The organism is Pseudomonas graminis (genome assembly GCF_004364335.1).
GTDB classification, from domain to species: Bacteria; Pseudomonadota; Gammaproteobacteria; order Pseudomonadales; family Pseudomonadaceae; genus Aquipseudomonas; species Aquipseudomonas graminis_D.
This window is the reverse complement of the sequence record NZ_SOCR01000005.1, coordinates 242,932-260,778: the sequence shown is the minus strand read 5'-3', so window position 1 is coordinate 260,778 and position 17,847 is coordinate 242,932. Positions and strand designations below refer to the sequence as shown.

Sequence of the window (17,847 nt, the reverse complement as noted above, 5' to 3'; positions counted from 1 at the left end):
GAAATCAGCTGAACTGCGCGGCCAGTTCGCGCAACAGCACTTCTGCTTCCAGCACCTTCTTCACGACATCCTGTGCTTTCTCGCGAGACAGCTTCAGGCGCTCGAGCAATTCGTCTGGAATGCCTTCCAGAGGGCCGGAGCCGATGCCTTCCTTGCGCAGCAGTCTCACCGCCAAGCACACCAGGTTTGCGTACTTGTGATGTTCACCTGCGTAATGCGGGTCATGCTGGAAGCGCAGGGCGATGACCAGCTCCTCCGGCATGTCCCAGTTGCGCATCAGCCACGAACCAATCTGCTCGCGTGTGATGCCCAGCAGGTGTTGCTCGACGTAGCTGTGATGGAGATGCGGATTGACTTCGATCTGGCGGCAGATCAGCGAAAAGTGCGGCGGAAAAACATGCGCCAGCAGCAGATAGCCGAAGTTGTGCAGCAAGCCGGCGAGGTACGTCAGGCCACTTTCCGGGCGCTCGGCACGGGGCATGGCGCGGGTCAGGCCTTCAATGATCGCAGCGGTGTAAATCGACTGCTGCCAGTAAGGGGTTGCTTGCTGCGGATGATCCTTGGGCAGCGCCAGGGTTTTGCCCAACGCCAGGCCGAGCGCCAGATTGATCACCAGATCAAAACCCAACACGCGGACGATGGCATCCTCTACAGAGCGGATTTTGCCGGCCGAGCCGTAATACGGAGAGGCCGCCCAGCTCACGACCTGTGCCGCCAACGCCGGGTCGGTTTCCACCACGCCGGTGATGTCGTCAATGGTCGCGTCGGGGTCGACACGCAGCTTGATGATCTTCTGCGCCGTGTCGGCCAATGGCGGAATCTCCACCGTGGATTCCAGACGCTGCTGAATGCGCCGGGCGGTGAAATTCTGAACGGCTTTGGTGATCTCCTCGCGGTCGTCATCGGGACGCGTGAGGTTGGGCGTAACGGATGTCACCGGCTCGCCAAAGCGGGCAGCGCTGGCTTTGGTCAACAGTGTCCTGAAGTCTTCGCTGCTGATTTCCAGCAAGAGGCCCGGCTCACCGGAATCGATCAGCACAGTAGCGCCGGACAGAATCCGCTCTTCATACAGGCAAGGCGAGCTGGTCAGCGAAGGCAGGCCCGGCAACGTGCCCAGTTTGTGTTTTTGCAGCATGAGTTCGAGCGACTCTTTCGGAACCGCTTTCAACTTGCGGCCGGTCAACTCTGTGATGCGATTGAGGTCCAGCAATTGGTTCTGAGGAAACAGGATAAACAGCGCGCCGACTGAGTCGTCGACCAGAATCGCCTGCACTTTCTGATCAAGCGGAAGAGACTCGTCATCTGTCACTTCACGGAAGTTGATAGCGGCTTTGCCCAGCAACTGCCGAATGATAGAAGGGCAGTGTGGGCTTGCGTCAATGTGGGCAACTTCTGTCATGGCCTGTATCCAGATTCCTACAATCGCTGAAGTATAACCAGCTTAGTTGTTATAGAGGTGAGACACCTGTTATTGCGTTGACTGCTTCACACTTGACCGTATTGCTGTCCATGGCGCAGCCAGCGCTCCAGCAGCGGACTGACATGTTGCGGCCAGCGTTCCAGCAGCGCCTGGGCCGCGTCCCTGACTGCCGGTAGCAGATCTGCATCGCGCATCAGGTCAGCCACCTTGAACTGCAGCAGCCCTGTCTGACGGGTGCCGAGCATCTCGCCGGGCCCACGTAGCTCCAGATCCTTTTCGGCGATCACGAAGCCGTCGTTGGTTTCACGCATGATGCCCAGCCGCTGACGACCGATCTGCGAGAGCGGCGGGTGATACAGCAGCACGCAATGGCTGGCGGCGCTACCCCGGCCGACCCGACCGCGTAATTGATGAAGCTGCGCCAGGCCCAGACGTTCCGGGTTTTCGATGATCATCAGGCTGGCATTGGGGACGTCCACACCAACCTCGATCACCGTCGTCGCGATCAGCAGATTCAGGTTGCCCTGTTTGAATTCGGCCATGACCGCGGCTTTTTCGGCGGGCTTCATGCGCCCGTGAATCAAGCCGACCTTGAGCTCGCCCAGCGCGCTGGTCAGTTCCTCAAAGGTGGTTTCGGCGGCCTGACACGTCAGCTCCTCGGACTCCTCGATCAGCGTGCACACCCAGTACGCCTGCCGGCCTTCGGCGCATGCATTGCGTACGCGCTCGACGACTTCGATCCGTCGGCTGTCGACCACCAGCACGGTATTCACCGGCGTACGACCGGGTGGCAGTTCGTCGAGAATCGATGTGTCGAGGTCGGCGTAGGCGCTCATCGCCAGCGTGCGCGGGATGGGCGTGGCGGTCATGATCAACTGATGCGGACACATCGAGCCGCCGACGCCTTTCTTGCGCAGGGCCAGACGTTGCTGAACGCCGAAACGGTGCTGTTCATCGATGATGACCAGCGCGAGGCTCTTGAACTGCACCTCGTCCTGGAATAAAGCGTGGGTGCCGACGACCATGGGCGTACCGCCGGCGATCTGCGCCAGTGATGCTGCCCGCGCCTTGCCCTTGAGCTTACCTGCAAGCCAGGCCGTCTCTATGCCGAGAGGCTCCAGCCAGCGGGTGAAATTGATGAAATGCTGTTCGGCAAGAATCTCAGTGGGCGCCATCAGCGCAACCTGGTAGCCCGCTTCGAGGGCCTGCAATGCGGCGAGGGCTGCAACGACCGTCTTGCCAGCGCCCACGTCACCCTGAATCAAACGCAGCATCGGCTCGTTCTGACTGAGGTCATAGGCGATCTCGTTGCCGACGCGCTGCTGCGCACCTGTGGGCGGAAATCCGAGGTTGGCGAGGAATTTCCTCGGCAGGCGCTTGGCCGGTGGCAGCGCAGGCGCACGCTGCGAGCGCAGGCTTTCACGCAGGCGTTGCTGGGAAAGCTGGTGCGTCAGCAGCTCTTCAAACGCCAGTCGGTGCTGCGCCCAGTGATGGCCCAGCGCGAGCTCTTCGACGTCGGCATCGGCAGGCGGGTTGTGCAGGTAATGAATGGCGTCAGCCAAGGGCGCGAGTTGATAGTCGCGCGCCAGCTCATCCGGCAACCAGTCAGGCAGGCTCTTTGGGCCAAGCATCGACAGACTCTGCTGACACAATTGCCGCAGGCGCTGCTGGGTGAGGCCTTCAGTCGTAGGGTAGATCGGCGTCAGCGTCTGCTCGACCGCGACTGGCTCATCGCCGGTGATCGCGCGGTATTCCGGGTGGTAGATCTCGAGACCCGAAGCGCCGGGCCGGGCTTCGCCGTAACAGCGCACGTGGGTACCGCGCTTGAGGCCGTCCTTCTGCGCGTTGCTGAAGTGGTAAAAGCGCAGGCTCAACACACCGGTGCCATCGCCAATCCTGACCAGCAAGCTGCGGCGCTTGCCCATGACCACGTCGGCGCCGCTCACCACACCTTCGACCACCGCGTCCTGGCCCGGGCGCAACTCGCCGATGGGCACAACGCGAGTCCGGTCCTGATAACGCAACGGCAGGTGAAACAGCACGTCCTGAATGTTCTCAAGACCGACTTTCGCCAGCTTTTCAGCCATTGCCTCACCGACGCCTTTTAGCGCCGTGACCGAGACATGAGACAGCTCCGTCATACCGTCCCTTAACTCGCTTCAGCCTGAGCTTTAGGACGAGCGACGGAACACAGACGAATCGAGTCAGCGAGGATTTCGATGGCTTTCGGACGCGGGAAGCTGGCACGCCAGGCGATTGCCACTGTGCGGAACGGCACCGGCGGCGACAGCGGACGGACTTCGATCACGCCGGGGGCGTAATGATGGCTGTCGACGGCCGACATCGGCAGGATGGAAATGCCCAGCCCCGAAGCGACCATATGCCGGATGGTTTCCAGCGAGCTGGATTCCACCGTGGTGTGCTTGGCAGCGTCGCCGCCCTTGACCAGCGTCGGGCAGGCTTCGAGCACCTGATCGCGGAAGCAGTGACCTTCGCCCAGCAACAGCAGGCTCTTGTCGTTCAGCGCGGAGGCATCAATGGTCTTTTTCTGGGTCCATGGATGATCGGCCGGCATCAGCACATAGAACGGCTCGTCGTACAGCGACAGCGTCAGGACATCGGCCTCGTTGAACGGCAAGGCGATGATGATCGCGTCGAGCTCGCCATTGCGCAGCTTGTCGCGCAGCACGTGGGTGAAGTTTTCCTCGATGTACAACGGCATCTGCGGGGCGACCCGGTGCAGTTGGGGAATCAGGTGAGGAAACAGGTACGGGCCGACGGTGTAGATCGCGCCGACTTTAAGCGGCGCGGTCAGTTGGTTCTTGCCGGTCTGAGCCAGTTCACGAATGCCCTGAGCCTGTTCGAGGACCTTTTGCGCCTGAGCCACGATGCCCTCGCCAACCGGGGTCAGACGTACGGCACTCTTGCTGCGCTCGAAAATCAGCACACCGAGTTCATCTTCCAGCTTTTTGACGCCCACCGACAGGGTCGGCTGGCTGACGTGACAGCGTTCAGCGGCATGGCCGAAGTGCTGCTCTTGAGCAAGGGTAACGATGTAGCGCAATTCTGTGAGGGTCATAACGTGCGTCCATGAAGTTGCGGCCCCAGCATAGCGGGTGCAATCGATAGACGCACGTTATCAACCCGTCGCGGCTGACAAAATTCTGGTTTCAGCGTTTATCCAGGGAATAAACGAAGGGAGCGACCACTTCCAGCGACCCATTCTTCAGCAATTCCGGCGGCGGCTTGGGCAAAGGCTGCGCGCGTCGGATCATTTCCAGCGTCGCTCGATCCAGTGAAGCGCTTCCTGAACCGCCGGCCAGTTCATAGGACAACACGCGGCCTTCGCCATCGACCACGAATCGCAGACGACTGGTGCCCTGCATGCCGCGACGTCGGGCGTCTTCCGGATATCGCTTGAACTTGCTCAGGTGACTCAGCAATTCACCCTGCCAGGTGGGCAATGCATTGCTTGGCGGCGTGGGCGGAGCAGGTTGCGGCGAGGCAGACTTCTCCGGCTTGGCGTTGGACGGCGGTGCGTCCAGCGGCTTGTTGTCGGCTGGCTTTTCTTCCTTCGGCGGCTCGACCTTCTTCACAGGTTTGGGCGGCTGTGGTTTGGGTTTGGGCTTGACCGGCTTGGGCACGGCGATCTCGGCCTTGGGCGCTTCGGCGACCGGCGGAATCGGCAGTTGTTCTTCAGGCGCAGGCGGCTGCGGCGGTTGCACGACTTTCGGCGGTGGCGGCGGGGCGGGCTCGGGAACAGGCGCGAGCTCAACCATCATCGCTGCTGGCGGCAGCTCGATGGCCTGCGAGGAAGGCCAGCGCAATGCGACGACGATCGCAATGGCATGGACCGCCAGCACCAACAACAGACTACCGCTATAGCGCGTCAGCTTTTGGCGCGTATTGATCATTTCTTGCCGACCGTCTCGAGCCCTACCAGGCCTACTTTCAGGTAGCCGGCGCCGCGCAGGGCGTTCATGACGTCCATCAGGTCGCCATAGTCGACGCCCTTGTCAGCCTGGAAGAAGATCGTGGTGTCTTTCTTGCCTTTGGTTTTGGCATCCAGCACCTGACCGATCTGCTCGCGTGCCACTTTTTCGTCGCCCAGGTACAGGCTCTGGTCGGCTTTCACGCTCAGAAATATCGGTTTCTCGGGTCGAGGCACTGGTTTGGCGGTAGAGGCGGGCAGGTCAACCTTGATGTCCACGGTTGCCAGCGGTGCGGCAACCATGAAGATGATCAGCAGGACCAGCATGACGTCGATGAACGGCGTCACGTTGATTTCGTGGTTCTCGGCGAGCTCGTCGTCGCCTTCCTTCAAATGCAGGCCCATGGTTTACCCCATCTTTACCATGTGCGGCGGTTGGCTGCGCTCGGCTGCGGGCTGGTGATCCAGATCGCGGCTGACCAGCAACAGAACCTGCGCCGAAGCGTCGGACACTTGCGCCTTGTAACCAGCGATGGAGCGGGCGAAGACGTTGTAGATGACCACGGCCGGAATCGCTGCAACCAGGCCCAGGGCGGTGGCCAGCAAGGCCTCGGCGATGCCCGGTGCAACAACGGCCAGGTTGGTGGTCTGGGTTTTTGCGATGCCGATGAAGCTGTTCATGATCCCCCAGACGGTGCCGAACAGGCCCACGAAGGGCGCAGTCGAACCGATGGTGGCCAGCACGCCGGTGCCCATGCTCATGTTGCGGCCGCAAGCGGCGACCAGGCGTTCTAGGCGGAAAGCAACACGTTCCTTGATGCCTTCCCGTTCGCGTGTGTTAACCGACAGGCGCATCTCTTCCAGTGCGTCGTGCACCAGCAAATGAGAAAGGGTTCCTTCTTTCCTCGCCCCTGCGCTGGCCTCGTCCAGGTTGCGCGCGCGTTTCAGCGCAGCGATTTCGCTTCGCAGACGACGCTTGGCGCCCAGCAGTTCGAAGCCCTTGGCGATCCAGATGGTCCAGGTGATGACTGATGCAATCGCCAGACCGATCATCACGGCTTTGACGATGATGTCAGCGTTCTTGTACATGCCCCATGGCGAGAGATCGTGGGACATGCCCAGGCTGTTATCTTCCGCGGCGGCGTCGAGCGATTCTGCCGGCGCAGATGCCGGGGTCAGTTCTTGAACGCCTGGCGCTGTAGCGGGGTCAACCGGTGTAGCGGCTGGCGTCTCGGCTTGTACAGCGGGTTTTTGTGCGGGAGCGTTGGAGTCGGCGAGTGCCACAGGCGTCAACATCAGGCTGAACAGCAGCGCGGCAATGGCTCGTCCTGCGCGTGGCAGGCCTCGGTTGGCAAGTGACGAAGCGGGGGTTTGAATAGATGTCATGCTGGCCCGACCTGATATGAAAATAGGTGTTCGTTCTGAGAGCGTCACGCTGGCGCGAGGCGAGCGGAGGAGAACAAAGGGCCGTCATTATTGCAAGTAATTCTTGTTAACAAAAGTAAGAGCGTCTCTTTTTTCCTGAGAATGCTTCCCAATGGTCGGTTTTATAGCCCGTTTTACGGGCCGAAATTCAATGAGTGATGTGGAGATTGGACATGTCAGCGCCATCCGTTTTGATTGCTGGGTGTGGCGACATCGGGAGCCGGCTGGCCTCCCGGCTGTTGCCTGATGACTGGACGGTGTACGGCTTGCGCCGCTCCGTTGAGAAACTGCCCGCAGGTGTGCTCGGCGTCCGCGGCGACTTGTTCGACGCCCGCATTCCTGGCCACTGGCCGGAAGGCCGGCTTGATTACCTGGTCTATTGCGCCACACCCACTGACCGGGATGAGGCGGGTTACCGCGCGGCGTATGTCGAAGGCCTCCGGCACGTACTGGGCTGGAGCGAGCGCAGCGGACAGCGACCGAAGCGGATATTTTTCGTGTCCAGCAGCAGCGTCTATGGTCAGCAGCAAGGCGAGTGGGTCGATGAAACGTCGCCCGCCGAAGCAACCGGGTTCTCGGGACAGATCATGCGCGAGGCTGAACAAGTGGCGTTGAGCAGCAGTGTCCCAGCGACCATTGTCAGGTTGACCGGAATTTACGGTCCGGGCCGCAGCGACCTGATGAATCGGGTACGCCAGGGCTACAGCGTTGCGATCGATCCGCCGCTGTATGGCAACCGCATTCATGCTGATGACGCGGCCGGGCTGCTGGCGTTTTTGTTGCGAGCAGCATCGGACGAGGTCGCGCTGGAAGACTGCTATATCGGCGTCGACGATGCACCCGCGCCGCTGGCTGAAGTGGTCGACTGGATGCGTCAGCGTCTGGGCGTCACAGAGTGGTCGGATGTAAACAACGTGCGCCGGGCCGGCAGCAAGCGCTGCAGCAATGCCCGCGCCAAAGCGCTGGGCTGGACGCCGCGTTATGCGACCTATAAGGAAGGGTATGAAGCGATGCTGGCAGATCAGCAAGAGTAGATCAGATCATATAGCCACTGTAGGAGCGCGCTTGCCCGCGAACGGATTTTTCTGGCTATACCGTGCCAGATCACCCACCGCAATCGCGGGCAAGCGCGCTCCTACATTTTCGAGCTTGGCGACTTAGTTCTTCTCAAGCACCCAATGCCGCTCGCCCGGGCGCAAGTCCGGCATTTCGGTCGCCTGGGCGTTGTTCACCGCTTGGAACAACTCCAGCTGTTTGCCGTTGCGTACGAAGATCCAAGGGTTACCGCGCTCGTTCTTTTCCAGCCACATGCTGTCGTATTCACCGCTCATTGCGGCACAGTCGCCAGCCAGGCACAGCGCGTAGCGATCATTACCCGGCAGGCCACTGACGCTGCCATCTGGCATGAACTCAACCGTGCTGCCCTGGCCTTCACCATTGACGATGGTCCACTTGCCGCCGAGGTAGGCGGTATAAAGCGCACGCTCGAAGCTGGTGCCGGGTTGCGCGCCGGCCGGGGGTGCTTCCTTGGGCGTGCGGAAATGCTGCTCGGGCCCGGTGTCGCTGGCGCCCTGCACCAGGTCATCACCCTTGATGGTCAACTCATCAGACGCATTGCCGTAGAAGTCGACGCGCAGCTTGCCGTCGGCATTGCTGGCGATCTTGCCTTCACTCAGCTCGAAGCCGTTGGAAGCAGTGGCCTGTCCGGCTTTGGTGTTGATGTTCCATTCCAGGTTCGGGCCGTGAGCCAGCAGCGCCTGACGCAGGTTACCGCCTTGGGCTGCGGCGTCGATGGCGGCCTGGTTGATCCAGGTGCCGTCCGGGCTTTTGTCGGAGTGGCTGGCGCAGCCGCTGAGCAGTGCGGCCAGCAGCGAGAGGGCAAACGCAACGCGCATGGGTGCAGTCCTTCCTTTTGTGAGGAGGCGGAGCGTGCTTGAGCTCCGCACCGGGATTTACTCGATGACCAGAATGGCGTCCATTTCGACCTGCGCGCCACGCGGCAGCGCAGCAACGCCAATGGCGGCGCGCGCCGGGTACGGCTGCTCGAAATACTTGCCCATGATCTCGTTGACCTTGGCGAAGTGGCTCAGGTCGGTGAGGAAGATATTCAGTTTGACGATGTCCTTGAACGAACCGCCTGCGGCTTCGGCCACTGCCTTCAGGTTTTCGAAGACCTGAACGGTCTGTGCTTCAAAGCCTTCGACCAGCTCCATGGTCTTGGGGTCCAGCGGAATCTGGCCCGACATGTAAACGGTGTTGCCCGCCTTGATTGCCTGGGAATAGGTGCCGATGGCGGCAGGGGCTTTGTCGCTGGAGATGACGGTCTTGCTCATGAAAAACTCCTGTTTGCGGTTTGACTACGCGCGCATACGGGTGATGCGGATCACGCCGGCCAGTGCGCGCAGTTTCTTGATCACGCGGGCCAGGTGCACGCGGTCGTGCACGCTGACCACCAGTTGGACCACGCTGATGCGACCATCGCGTTCATCCATACTGATTTTTTCGATGTTGCCGTCCGCGGCATTGACGCTGCTCGCAAGCAGGGCAATCAAGCCGCGCTGATGTTCCAGTTCGACGCGCAGCTCGACATTGAACTCGCCGGTAACGTCTTTGGCCCAGGACAGCTGAATGCACTTCTCGGGGTTGTGGCGGATTTCCGTGATGTTCCGGCAGTTGTCCAGGTGCACGACCATGCCTTTGCCCGCAGACAAATGCCCGACGATCGGGTCGCCTGGAATAGGCGTGCAGCACTTGGCGTAACTGAGGACCAGGCCTTCGGTACCACGAATCGCCAGTGGACCTTCTGCGTTTGGCAGTTGATCGCCCTCACTGGCCAGCAATCGGCGAGCGACCACGTACGCCATGCGATTGCCCAGGCCGATGTCTTCGAGCAGGTCTTCGATGACCTCGACCCGATACTCGGCAAGGATCAGGCGCACGCGTTCTGCCGGAATCTTGTCCAGCGTGCTGTCGAAGCCGTTGAGCACTTTGTTCAGCAGGCGCTCGCCGAGATTTATCGACTCCGACCGGCGCTGCAGTTTGAGCGCATGACGGATGTGGGTGCGGGCCTTGCCGGTCACGACAAAGTTGAGCCAGGCCGGATTCGGACGAGCCCCGGGCGCACTGACAATCTCGACGGTCGAGCCGCTTTGCAGCGGTTCGGAAAGCGGGGCCAGCCGGCGATTGATCCGACAGGCGATGCAGCTATTGCCGACATCGGTGTGCACGGCATAAGCAAAGTCGACCGCCGTGGAGCCCTTCGGCAGCTCCATGATCCGGCCTTTCGGCGTGAACACGTAGACCTCGTCCGGGAACAGGTCGATCTTCACACTCTCGATGAATTCCAGGGAATTGCCCGCACGCTGCTGCATTTCCAGCACACCCTTGACCCACTGACGGGCCCTTGCGTGTGTGCTCTTCGGCTGTTCATCGCCTGAAGACTTGTACAGCCAGTGCGCGGCGATGCCGTTGTTGGCCATCTCTTCCATTTCGCGGGTACGAATCTGGATCTCGATGGGCACGCCGTGCATCCCGAAGAGGGTGGTGTGCAGCGATTGATAGCCGTTAGCTTTCGGAATCGCGATGTAATCCTTGAAGCGGCCGGGCAGCGGCTTGTACAGATTGTGTACGGCGCCAAGCACCCGATAGCAGGTGTCGACCTTGTCGACGATGATCCTGAACGCATAGACGTCCATGATCTCGTTAAAAGCCCGGCGCTTGCCGCGCATCTTTTTGTAGATGCCATACAGGTGCTTCTGACGGCCGCTGACTTCGCCTTCGATGCCGTCAACGGCAAGGCAGTGGCTTAGCGACTCTTCGATCTTGTTGACCAGTTCCTTGCGGTTGCCGCGCGCGCGCTTGACCGCCTGGCCGATGCGGGACGAGCGCATCGGGTACATCGCCTTGAAACCCAGGTCTTCGAATTCGATACGCACGCTGTGCATGCCAAGGCGATTGGCAATAGGGGCGTAGATTTCGAGGGTTTCTTTGGCGATGCGACGGCGCTTCTCTCCGGAAAGGACTTCCAGCGTGCGCATGTTATGCAGGCGGTCGGCGAGCTTGACCAGAATCACGCGGATATCCCGCGCCATGGCCATCGCCATCTTCTGGAAGTTTTCGGCCTGAGCTTCGGCTTTGGTCTCGAAGTTCATCTGGGTCAGTTTGCTGACCCCATCGACGAGTTCGGCCACCGTTTCGCCAAACTGCGCACAGAGCGCTTCTTTGGCGATGCCGGTGTCTTCGATCACGTCATGCAGCATGGCGGCCATCAGGCTCTGATGGTCCATGTGCATGTCGGCAAGAATATTGGCCACTGCCAGCGGATGCGTGACATAGGCTTCGCCGCTGCGACGGCGTTGGCCGTCGTGGGCTTGTTCGGCGTAGAAATACGCCCGGCGGACCAGATTGACCTGGTCTGCGCCGAGGTAGGTCGACAGGCGATCGGCGAGGGCGTCTATGCTCGGCAAGATAAAACTCCTTGCCGAAGGCTGTGACCCTGCGCCTTGCTACGTCGACCAGGCATAGGCTTAGACGGCCTCGCTGGACTCGTCCTCGAATGCGGCGAACAGTGGTTCATCTTCAACGATTTCGGCTTCTGCGATAACAGCGTAATCCATCAGGCCTGCAGCGATTTCACGCAGGGCCACTACGGTAGGCTTGTCGTTTTCCCATGCCAGCTTTGGCTCTTTGCCACCGGTCGCCAGTTGACGCGAGCGCTTGGTGGCGAGCATGACCAGCTCAAAACGGTTATCTACATGTTCCAGGCAGTCTTCAACGGTCACGCGGGCCATGGGTATTCCTCGTAGCAAATGCGATATGCGCGGTGCCCGAATGGGCGAGCGGACTCGACAGTCTAAAAAATCACCAGCGTTTAGGGAAGCGCTGATTTTGAATGGATCGGTTTTGCCGCGTAAGAAGCGCTCAGGCCAGCAGTTGAGCTAACAGCTCGGCGTGGCGCTGCTGTTGATGTTCCTGGCTCAGCAGGTTAGCGCGGAAGATCGCTTTCAGGTCTTCAAGCGCCGTGGCGAAATCGTCGTTGATCACGATGTAATCATATTCTGCGTAGTGACTCATCTCGCTGACGGCTTCGCGCATGCGGCCTTCGATAATCTCGTCGCTGTCCTGACCCCGATTGGTCAGGCGCTGGCGCAACGCCTGCTGCGTCGGCGGAAGAATGAAGATCGAGCGGGCGTGGGGCATCAGTTTGCGAACCTGTTCCGCACCTTGCCAGTCGATTTCCAGAATCAGGTCATGACCTTCGTCCAGCGTCTGCTGCAAACGGCTCTGCGACGTCCCGTACATGTTGCCGAAGACTTCAGCCTGCTCGAGAAAGTCGCCGTGCTCGATCATGCGCACGAACTCGGCGCGGTCGACGAAGTGGTAGTTCACGCCGTCCACTTCGCCCGGACGCATGGCTCGGGTGGTGTGGGACACCGACACGCGGATCTGCGGCTGAGCGTTGATCAAGGCGTTGACCAGACTGGTCTTGCCCGCGCCCGATGGGGCGGAAATGATGTACAGGGTGCCGGTGCTGTGGGTCATGTCGGAGGTGGCCTTACTCAATGTTCTGCACTTGTTCGCGCATCTGCTCGATCAACACTTTGAGGTTGACGGCGGCTTGCGTGCTTCGAGGATCAAAGGCTTTGGAGCCCAGTGTGTTGGCTTCGCGGTTGAGCTCCTGCATCAGGAAATCCAGCCGGCGCCCGGCTTGCCCGCCGGCCTTGAGTACGCGGCGCACTTCGGTGACGTGAGTGCTCAGACGGTCAAGTTCTTCGGCGACGTCGCTTTTTTGCGCCAGCAGGACCATTTCCTGTTCCAGGCGCTGCGGATCGAGCTCGGCCTTCATGTCGGCGAAACGATCAAGCACCTTCTGGCGCTGGGCGGCGAGCATCTGCGGCACGAGGGTACGCAAGGTCGCGACCTCCGTCTTGATTGACGTGAGCCGTTCGTCGAGAAGCCTGGCGAGATCGGCGCCTTCGCGGGCACGACCCGCCTTGAGCTCTTCGAGCGCTTCGTTGAACAGGGCCAGTGCATCGTTGTTCAGCGCCTGCGGATCGGCGGCGTCGGCAACCAGAACACCGGGCCAGGCCAGCACTTCAAGCGGGTTCAGCGCAGCAGGTTGCTTGATCAGGCTGGCAACGACCTCCGCTGCCGCGACCAGTTGCCCGGCGCGTTCGCGGTCAACCTGCAGCGGTTTGCCTGCGGTTTCTTCAGTGAAACGCAGCGTGCATTCAATTTTGCCTCGGGAAAGTCCCTGGCGCAGCGCCTCACGTACGGCGCCTTCGAGGTCACGGAACGATTCCGGCAGGCGCAGATGGGGTTCGAGGTAACGGTGATTGACCGAGCGCATTTCCCAGCTCAGCGTGCCTTGTGGGCCGGCTCGTTCAGCGCGGGCAAAAGCCGTCATGCTGTGCACCATGGGAAGTACCTCTATAAATTCAGGCGTTTGCGGATAGCCGGCCCGGGATGAATCCCCGGCAGAGTGTCGTGGGGAAACGACTGGCTATAAAGGCGCAGGATTGTAGCTCAGTGCAGGGTGTGCGCCCAAATGTGGCATTGTCGCAAGCGATGCGCGGCGTTGTGATCGTGCTGCCAGGCGTGCAAATCTGCAGCGCCTGTCGTGAGCAATGTGTCATTAGATGTCCCAAGCCGTGCCTGCACCTCTATAATGCAGGCCAGTTTTCCGTCTCCAGTACAGGTATCCCAGATGAAACGTCCAAGTGGTCGCGCTGCCGATCAGCTTCGCCCGATCCGCATCACCCGCAACTACACCAAGCACGCAGAGGGTTCTGTGCTGGTCGAGTTCGGTGATACCAAGGTGATCTGCACCGTCAGCGTTGAAAACGGCGTTCCGCGTTTTCTCAAGGGCCAGGGTCAAGGCTGGTTGACGGCTGAATACGGCATGCTGCCTCGCGCAACGGGCGAGCGTAACCAGCGCGAAGCCAGCCGCGGCAAGCAGGGCGGCCGTACCCTCGAGATCCAGCGCCTGATCGGCCGCTCGCTGCGCGCGGCACTGGACATGTCCAAGCTGGGTGAAATCACCTTGTACGTAGACTGCGACGTGATTCAGGCGGACGGCGGGACGCGCACTGCGTCGATTACCGGCTCCATGGTCGCGCTGATTGATGCACTCAAGTCGATCAAAAAGCGTGGCGGCCTCAAGGGCGGCGATCCGCTGAAACAGATGATCGCGGCCGTGTCGGTGGGCATGTATCAGGGCGAACCGGTCCTGGATCTGGATTACCTTGAAGACTTCGCTGCCGAGACCGACCTCAATGTGGTCATGACCAACGCGGGCGGTTTCATCGAAGTTCAGGGTACTGCCGAAGGCGCCCCGTTCCAGCCTGAGGACCTCAATGCGATGCTTGCACTGGCTCAAAAAGGTATGAACGAAATCTTCGAACTGCAGCAGGCGGCACTGGCCGACTGATCGTTTTCCAGGTCAGAACACTCCTTCAGAGCACTGCATCAAAACAGGGAAAGCATGATGATCGAGAGTCAGTCGCCGTTGCCAACGCCGAGTAAAGAAGTCCGTCAGTGGGCAATGCTGTGCCACTTCGCGGCGTTTTTCGGCCTGATCTTTCCGTTCGGCAATTTGCTCGGGCCGCTGATCGTCTGGCAGCTCAAGAAAGAAGTCGACCCGTACATCGATGCTCAAGGCAAGGAAGCCCTCAATTTTCAGATCACCGTCGCCATTGCCGCGATGATCTGTTTTTTGCTGATGGTGGTGATCATCGGTTTTCCGCTGTTGATGCTGGTGGGCGTCGGCGCGCTGGTGCTGACGATCATCGCGGGCGTCAAGGTCAATGACGGCGTCGCCTACCGCTATCCGTTCACTTGGCGGTTGATCAAGTAAGCGCTTCCAGAGATTGGGCGATCGCCTGATCTGCGGACAAACAAAAGCCGACTTCACGTCGGCTTTTTTTGAGCAACTGAACGTCAGATGGTGAGCGTCCAGTCGTAGTCCACGATCAGTGGCGCGTGTTGCGAAAAACGCGGCTGGCGTGGAAGACGTGCACTGCGTACGAAACGACGCAGGCCCGGGGTCAGCAGCTGATAATCGAAGCGCCAGCCCAGATTGAGCATCTCGGCCTGCTCGTTATCCGGCCACCAGCTGTACTGATCGCCTTCACGGCTGACTTCGCGCAGGGCATCGACATAACCCATGTTGCCAACGATCTCGTCCATCCATGCACGCTCTGGTGCCAGGAAGCCCGGAGATTGCTGGCTGTCGCGCCAGTTTTTGATGTCCAGCTTCTGTTGCGCCACGTACAGCGAGCCACAGTAAATGTACTCGCGACGTTTGCGTCGCTGCTTGTCGAGGTACTTGCCGAAGTCGTCCATGAGCTTGAATTTCTGATTCAAGTCTTCATCGCCGTTCATCCCGGAAGGGAGCAGCAAGGTCGCGATACTGACTTTGTCGAAATCTGCCTGCAGGTAACGCCCGTAACGGTCAGCCGTCTCGAAACCAAGACCGTTGATGACCGCCTTCGGTTGCAGCCGCGAGTAAAGCGCCACGCCACCCTGAGCAGGCACTTCGGCCTCGCAGGCATATAGGAAGTAGCCGTCCAGTTGGAAGGCTGGGTCGTCCAGTTCAAAGGCGGAGGCGCGGGTGTCCTGAAGGCAGATGACGTCGGCATTCTGAGCTTGCAGCCAACTGAGCAAACCACGCTCGACTGCAGCCTGAATACCATTAACGTTCACACTGATGATCCGCATAAATGGCCCCAAAAATCACGTGCGTGTATGATACCCGAGCTCTACCTAATTAGCTAAATCCGTGGTATTCGGGGCTTTTTTCATGCAGGCGTATCAACGCGATTTCATTCGTTTTGCCATCGATCGCGGAGTTTTGCGCTTCGGTGAGTTCACTTTGAAGTCTGGGCGCACCAGCCCTTACTTCTTCAATGCCGGTCTTTTCAACAGTGGTTCGGCCCTTGCCCAACTGGGTAAGTTCTACGCCGCCGCCGTTGTTGAAAGCGGTATCTCCTTCGATGTTCTGTTTGGCCCGGCCTACAAGGGTATTCCCCTTGCAGCGGCGACTGCCGTGGCCCTTGCCGAGCATCACAGTCTCGATCTTCCCTGGTGCTTCAACCGCAAAGAGGCGAAGGCCCATGGCGAAGGCGGCAGCCTGGTCGGCGCGCCGTTGACCGGCAATGTGCTGATCATCGACGACGTGATCACCGCAGGCACCGCTATTCGCGAAGTCATGCAGATCATTCAGGCCCAGGGCGCGAATGCTGCCGGCGTGCTGATTGCGCTGAACCGCCAAGAGCGTGGCAACGGCGAGCTGTCTGCCATTCAGGAAGTAGAGCGTGATTTCGGCATTCCGGTGGTGAGCATCGTATCGTTGAATCAGGTGCTGGAATTCCTGGCCGACGACCCTCAGCTCAAACAGCATTTGCCCGCCGTCGAAGCGTACCGGGCCCAATACGGAATCTGAGCCTCCAAAAGGATGCGGTTTATGCTCAAGCTGGGCACGTTGGGTTTTTGTCTGTCGCTGGGTTTGGGTTGCATCGCGAATGTTCATGCGGACGATGCCCCGGGCATCGTGCTGTATCGCTACGTCGACAGTCGCGGCGTAACCGTGCTTGACCGCCAGGGCGTGCCCCCGGAGTACGTCGGCAAGGGTTACGAAGTGCTTAATCAGCGCGGCCGGGTGGTGCAGACGATACCGCCCGCACCATCCGCCGATGAATTGCGCGACGCCCAGGCCGCCAAGCTTCAGTCCGACGCCGACGCCCATCTGCTGCGGCTGTACAGCAGCGTCGAGGACGTGGACCGGGCGAAGAATCGTCGACTCGCCGAACTCGACGGCCTGATCGTCGTGGCGCAAGGCAACATCCAGAACCTCGTTACCCAGCAAGGCTCGCTGCAAACACAGGCGGCTGATCAAGAGCGGGCAGGGCACCCGGTGCCGAAGACGCTGCTTGATCAGATGGATGATCTGCGTGATCAGCAGCAGAACCTGAAAGTCGACATCCTGCGCTACCAGACGGCGAGAACCCAGGCTGAGGCCGAGTTCGCGCAGGATCGCGCCCGTGTGCAGAAACTGCTTGGTCGGTGATCACCGCTATGGGCGCGACCAAAAACCAGCCACAAAAAAGCCCCGCCCGGGAGTAAGCCGGGCGGGGCTTTTTACAGCGGCAATCAGTGACGCTTGCGATTGCTGATCAATGTGCCGACGCCGGTATCGGTGAAGATCTCCAGCAGCACGGCATTCGGCACACGGCCGTCGATGATGTGCGAGGTGTTCACCCCGCCCTGAACCGCTTCCAGTGCGCAGCGGATCTTCGGCAGCATTCCGCCGTAGATGGTGCCGTCGGCGATCAGGCTATTCACCTGTTCGGTGGTCAGGCCTGTCAGCACTTTGCCTTCCTTGTCCATCAGGCCGGCAATGTTGGTCAGCAGCATCAGCTTTTCGGCCTTCAGGGCTTCAGCGACTTTGCCTGCCACCAGGTCGGCGTTGATGTTGTAGGACTCGCCATCGGCGCCCACACCGATTGGCGCAATCACCGGGATGAAATCGCCCTTCACCAGCATGTTAAGCAGGTCGGTGTTGATGCCAACGACTTCACCCACGTGACCGATGTCGATGATTTCCGGCTTGAGCATCTCCGGGGTCTGGCGCGTGACGTTCATCTTTTTCGCACGGATCAACTGCGCGTCTTTACCGGTCAGGCCGATGGCGCTGCCGCCGTGCCGGTTGATCAGGTTGACGATGTCCTTGTTGACCTGGCCGCCCAGCACCATTTCCACCACGTCCATGGTTTCTGCATCGGTCACGCGCATGCCGTCGACGAAGTGGCTTTCGATGGACAGGCGTTTGAGCAGGTCGCCAATCTGAGGCCCGCCGCCGTGAACCACGACCGGGTTGATGCCCACCGCCTTCATCAGCACTATGTCGCGGGCGAAGCCGGTTTTCAGCTCGTCACTCTCCATGGCGTTGCCGCCGTATTTGATGACAAGCGTCTTGCCGACAAAGCGTCGGATGTAGGGCAACGCTTCGGAGAGGACCTTGGCGGCATTGGCTGCGGCATCACGTTCGAGGGTCATTTGGGCTCCACTCAAA

19 protein-coding genes are annotated in these 17,847 nt (G+C 60.2%); 5 read left to right on the top strand and 14 right to left on the bottom strand.

The genetic code is table 11. From position 1 onward, the window contains the following. Window positions 1-4: 4 nt before the first annotated feature. From EC919_RS11130 to exbB, 6 genes are all read right to left on the bottom strand, one after another. On the bottom strand, window positions 5-1,399 hold the full coding sequence (locus EC919_RS11130; RefSeq protein WP_133773877.1) for an aminoacyl-tRNA deacylase and HDOD domain-containing protein: 1,395 nt from the start codon (window positions 1,397-1,399) through the stop codon (window positions 5-7). Between the two features lie 86 nt (window positions 1,400-1,485). Further along, on the bottom strand, window positions 1,486-3,561 hold the full coding sequence (gene recG / locus EC919_RS11125; protein WP_133773875.1) for an ATP-dependent DNA helicase RecG: 2,076 nt from the start codon (window positions 3,559-3,561) through the stop codon (window positions 1,486-1,488). 8 nt (window positions 3,562-3,569) lie between these two features. Next, window positions 3,570-4,499, bottom strand: a complete 930-nt coding sequence (locus EC919_RS11120; protein ID WP_065988216.1) for a hydrogen peroxide-inducible genes activator — start codon at window positions 4,497-4,499, stop codon at window positions 3,570-3,572. A gap of 91 nt (window positions 4,500-4,590) precedes the next feature. Beyond that, entirely contained in the window at window positions 4,591-5,334 is a 744-nt protein-coding gene (locus EC919_RS11115; RefSeq protein WP_133773873.1) for an energy transducer TonB, read from the bottom strand. Continuing rightward, window positions 5,331-5,756: a TonB system transport protein ExbD gene (gene exbD, locus EC919_RS11110; protein ID WP_133773871.1), complete on the bottom strand. Its 426-nt coding sequence runs from the start codon at window positions 5,754-5,756 to the stop codon at window positions 5,331-5,333. Before exbD ends, EC919_RS11115 begins: the two co-directional genes overlap by 4 nt. Window positions 5,757-5,759: 3 nt before the next feature. Next, window positions 5,760-6,737, bottom strand: coding sequence for a tonB-system energizer ExbB (gene exbB / locus EC919_RS11105; RefSeq protein ID WP_133773869.1), 978 nt, complete (start codon window positions 6,735-6,737; stop codon window positions 5,760-5,762). Between the two features lie 212 nt (window positions 6,738-6,949). Here exbB and EC919_RS11100 point away from each other — a divergent pair, with 212 nt between their 5' ends. Next, window positions 6,950-7,810 (top strand): SDR family oxidoreductase, encoded by an 861-nt coding sequence (locus EC919_RS11100; RefSeq protein ID WP_133773867.1) that lies wholly within the window; start codon window positions 6,950-6,952, stop codon window positions 7,808-7,810. A gap of 123 nt (window positions 7,811-7,933) precedes the next feature. Here the strand turns inward: EC919_RS11100 and EC919_RS11095 are convergent, their stop codons facing one another. The 6 genes from EC919_RS11095 to EC919_RS11070 form a co-directional block, all read right to left on the bottom strand. After that, window positions 7,934-8,671, bottom strand: coding sequence for a hypothetical protein (locus EC919_RS11095; protein WP_133773865.1), 738 nt, complete (start codon window positions 8,669-8,671; stop codon window positions 7,934-7,936). Between the two features lie 57 nt (window positions 8,672-8,728). Further along, the gene (locus EC919_RS11090) at window positions 8,729-9,109 is read right to left on the bottom strand and encodes a RidA family protein (protein ID WP_065988223.1); all 381 of its coding nucleotides are present in this window, start codon (window positions 9,107-9,109) and stop codon (window positions 8,729-8,731) included. A gap of 24 nt (window positions 9,110-9,133) precedes the next feature. Continuing rightward, on the bottom strand, window positions 9,134-11,242 hold the full coding sequence (gene spoT / locus EC919_RS11085; RefSeq protein ID WP_133773863.1) for a bifunctional GTP diphosphokinase/guanosine-3',5'-bis pyrophosphate 3'-pyrophosphohydrolase: 2,109 nt from the start codon (window positions 11,240-11,242) through the stop codon (window positions 9,134-9,136). A gap of 60 nt (window positions 11,243-11,302) precedes the next feature. Further along, window positions 11,303-11,566, bottom strand: coding sequence for a DNA-directed RNA polymerase subunit omega (rpoZ, locus tag EC919_RS11080; RefSeq protein WP_025257879.1), 264 nt, complete (start codon window positions 11,564-11,566; stop codon window positions 11,303-11,305). A 130-nt stretch (window positions 11,567-11,696) separates the two neighbouring features. Beyond that, window positions 11,697-12,317, bottom strand: a complete 621-nt coding sequence (gene gmk, locus EC919_RS11075) for a guanylate kinase (RefSeq protein ID WP_133774209.1) — start codon at window positions 12,315-12,317, stop codon at window positions 11,697-11,699. Window positions 12,318-12,330: 13 nt separating this feature from the next. Beyond that, a complete protein-coding gene (locus EC919_RS11070; protein WP_133773861.1) occupies window positions 12,331-13,194 on the bottom strand; it encodes a YicC/YloC family endoribonuclease in 864 nt (287 codons plus the stop codon). Window positions 13,195-13,482: 288 nt separating this feature from the next. On the opposite strand from EC919_RS11070, the gene rph reads away from it, so the two are divergent. After that, a complete protein-coding gene (rph, locus tag EC919_RS11065; protein ID WP_133773859.1) occupies window positions 13,483-14,205 on the top strand; it encodes a ribonuclease PH in 723 nt (240 codons plus the stop codon). 57 nt (window positions 14,206-14,262) lie between these two features. Continuing rightward, window positions 14,263-14,631 carry a DUF4870 domain-containing protein gene (locus tag EC919_RS11060; RefSeq protein WP_065988228.1) on the top strand — a complete coding sequence of 123 codons (369 nt, stop codon included), beginning with the start codon at window positions 14,263-14,265 and terminating at the stop codon, window positions 14,629-14,631. 83 nt (window positions 14,632-14,714) lie between these two features. On the opposite strand, the gene EC919_RS11055 is transcribed toward EC919_RS11060, so the two are convergent. Then, the gene (locus EC919_RS11055) at window positions 14,715-15,494 is read right to left on the bottom strand and encodes an exodeoxyribonuclease III (protein WP_065988229.1); all 780 of its coding nucleotides are present in this window, start codon (window positions 15,492-15,494) and stop codon (window positions 14,715-14,717) included. 82 nt (window positions 15,495-15,576) lie between these two features. Between EC919_RS11055 and pyrE the strand changes: the two genes are divergently transcribed. Further along, window positions 15,577-16,218: an orotate phosphoribosyltransferase gene (pyrE, locus tag EC919_RS11050; protein ID WP_074885836.1), complete on the top strand. Its 642-nt coding sequence runs from the start codon at window positions 15,577-15,579 to the stop codon at window positions 16,216-16,218. Window positions 16,219-16,230: 12 nt separating this feature from the next. Then, window positions 16,231-16,842, top strand: a complete 612-nt coding sequence (locus tag EC919_RS11045) for a DUF4124 domain-containing protein (protein ID WP_432213805.1) — start codon at window positions 16,231-16,233, stop codon at window positions 16,840-16,842. Window positions 16,843-16,925: 83 nt separating this feature from the next. Here EC919_RS11045 and argB read toward each other — a convergent pair whose 3' ends face one another. Continuing rightward, a complete protein-coding gene (gene argB / locus EC919_RS11040; RefSeq protein ID WP_133773857.1) occupies window positions 16,926-17,831 on the bottom strand; it encodes an acetylglutamate kinase in 906 nt (301 codons plus the stop codon). Window positions 17,832-17,847 lie beyond the last annotated feature (16 nt).

Bases quoted from the DNA above. Each gene is read 5' to 3' on its own strand.
- rph (WP_133773859.1), top strand. From the start codon at position 13,483: ATGAAACGTCCAAGTGGTCGCGCTGCCGATCAGCTTCGCCCGATCCGC.
- exbD (WP_133773871.1), bottom strand. From the start codon at position 5,756: ATGGGCCTGCATTTGAAGGAAGGCGACGACGAGCTCGCCGAGAACCAC.
- recG (WP_133773875.1), bottom strand. From the start codon at position 3,561: ATGACGGAGCTGTCTCATGTCTCGGTCACGGCGCTAAAAGGCGTCGGT.
- gmk (WP_133774209.1), bottom strand. From the start codon at position 12,317: ATGACCCACAGCACCGGCACCCTGTACATCATTTCCGCCCCATCGGGC.
- EC919_RS11120 (WP_065988216.1), bottom strand. From the start codon at position 4,499: ATGACCCTCACAGAATTGCGCTACATCGTTACCCTTGCTCAAGAGCAG.
- pyrE (WP_074885836.1), top strand. From the start codon at position 15,577: ATGCAGGCGTATCAACGCGATTTCATTCGTTTTGCCATCGATCGCGGA.
- EC919_RS11095 (WP_133773865.1), bottom strand. From the start codon at position 8,671: ATGCGCGTTGCGTTTGCCCTCTCGCTGCTGGCCGCACTGCTCAGCGGC.
- EC919_RS11060 (WP_065988228.1), top strand. From the start codon at position 14,263: ATGATCGAGAGTCAGTCGCCGTTGCCAACGCCGAGTAAAGAAGTCCGT.
- EC919_RS11130 (WP_133773877.1), bottom strand. From the start codon at position 1,399: ATGACAGAAGTTGCCCACATTGACGCAAGCCCACACTGCCCTTCTATC.
- exbB (WP_133773869.1), bottom strand. From the start codon at position 6,737: ATGACATCTATTCAAACCCCCGCTTCGTCACTTGCCAACCGAGGCCTG.
- argB (WP_133773857.1), bottom strand. From the start codon at position 17,831: ATGACCCTCGAACGTGATGCCGCAGCCAATGCCGCCAAGGTCCTCTCC.
- rpoZ (WP_025257879.1), bottom strand. From the start codon at position 11,566: ATGGCCCGCGTGACCGTTGAAGACTGCCTGGAACATGTAGATAACCGT.
- EC919_RS11115 (WP_133773873.1), bottom strand. From the start codon at position 5,334: ATGATCAATACGCGCCAAAAGCTGACGCGCTATAGCGGTAGTCTGTTG.
- EC919_RS11055 (WP_065988229.1), bottom strand. From the start codon at position 15,494: ATGCGGATCATCAGTGTGAACGTTAATGGTATTCAGGCTGCAGTCGAG.
- EC919_RS11045 (WP_432213805.1), top strand. From the start codon at position 16,231: ATGCGGTTTATGCTCAAGCTGGGCACGTTGGGTTTTTGTCTGTCGCTG.
- EC919_RS11100 (WP_133773867.1), top strand. From the start codon at position 6,950: ATGTCAGCGCCATCCGTTTTGATTGCTGGGTGTGGCGACATCGGGAGC.
- EC919_RS11090 (WP_065988223.1), bottom strand. From the start codon at position 9,109: ATGAGCAAGACCGTCATCTCCAGCGACAAAGCCCCTGCCGCCATCGGC.
- EC919_RS11070 (WP_133773861.1), bottom strand. From the start codon at position 13,194: ATGGTGCACAGCATGACGGCTTTTGCCCGCGCTGAACGAGCCGGCCCA.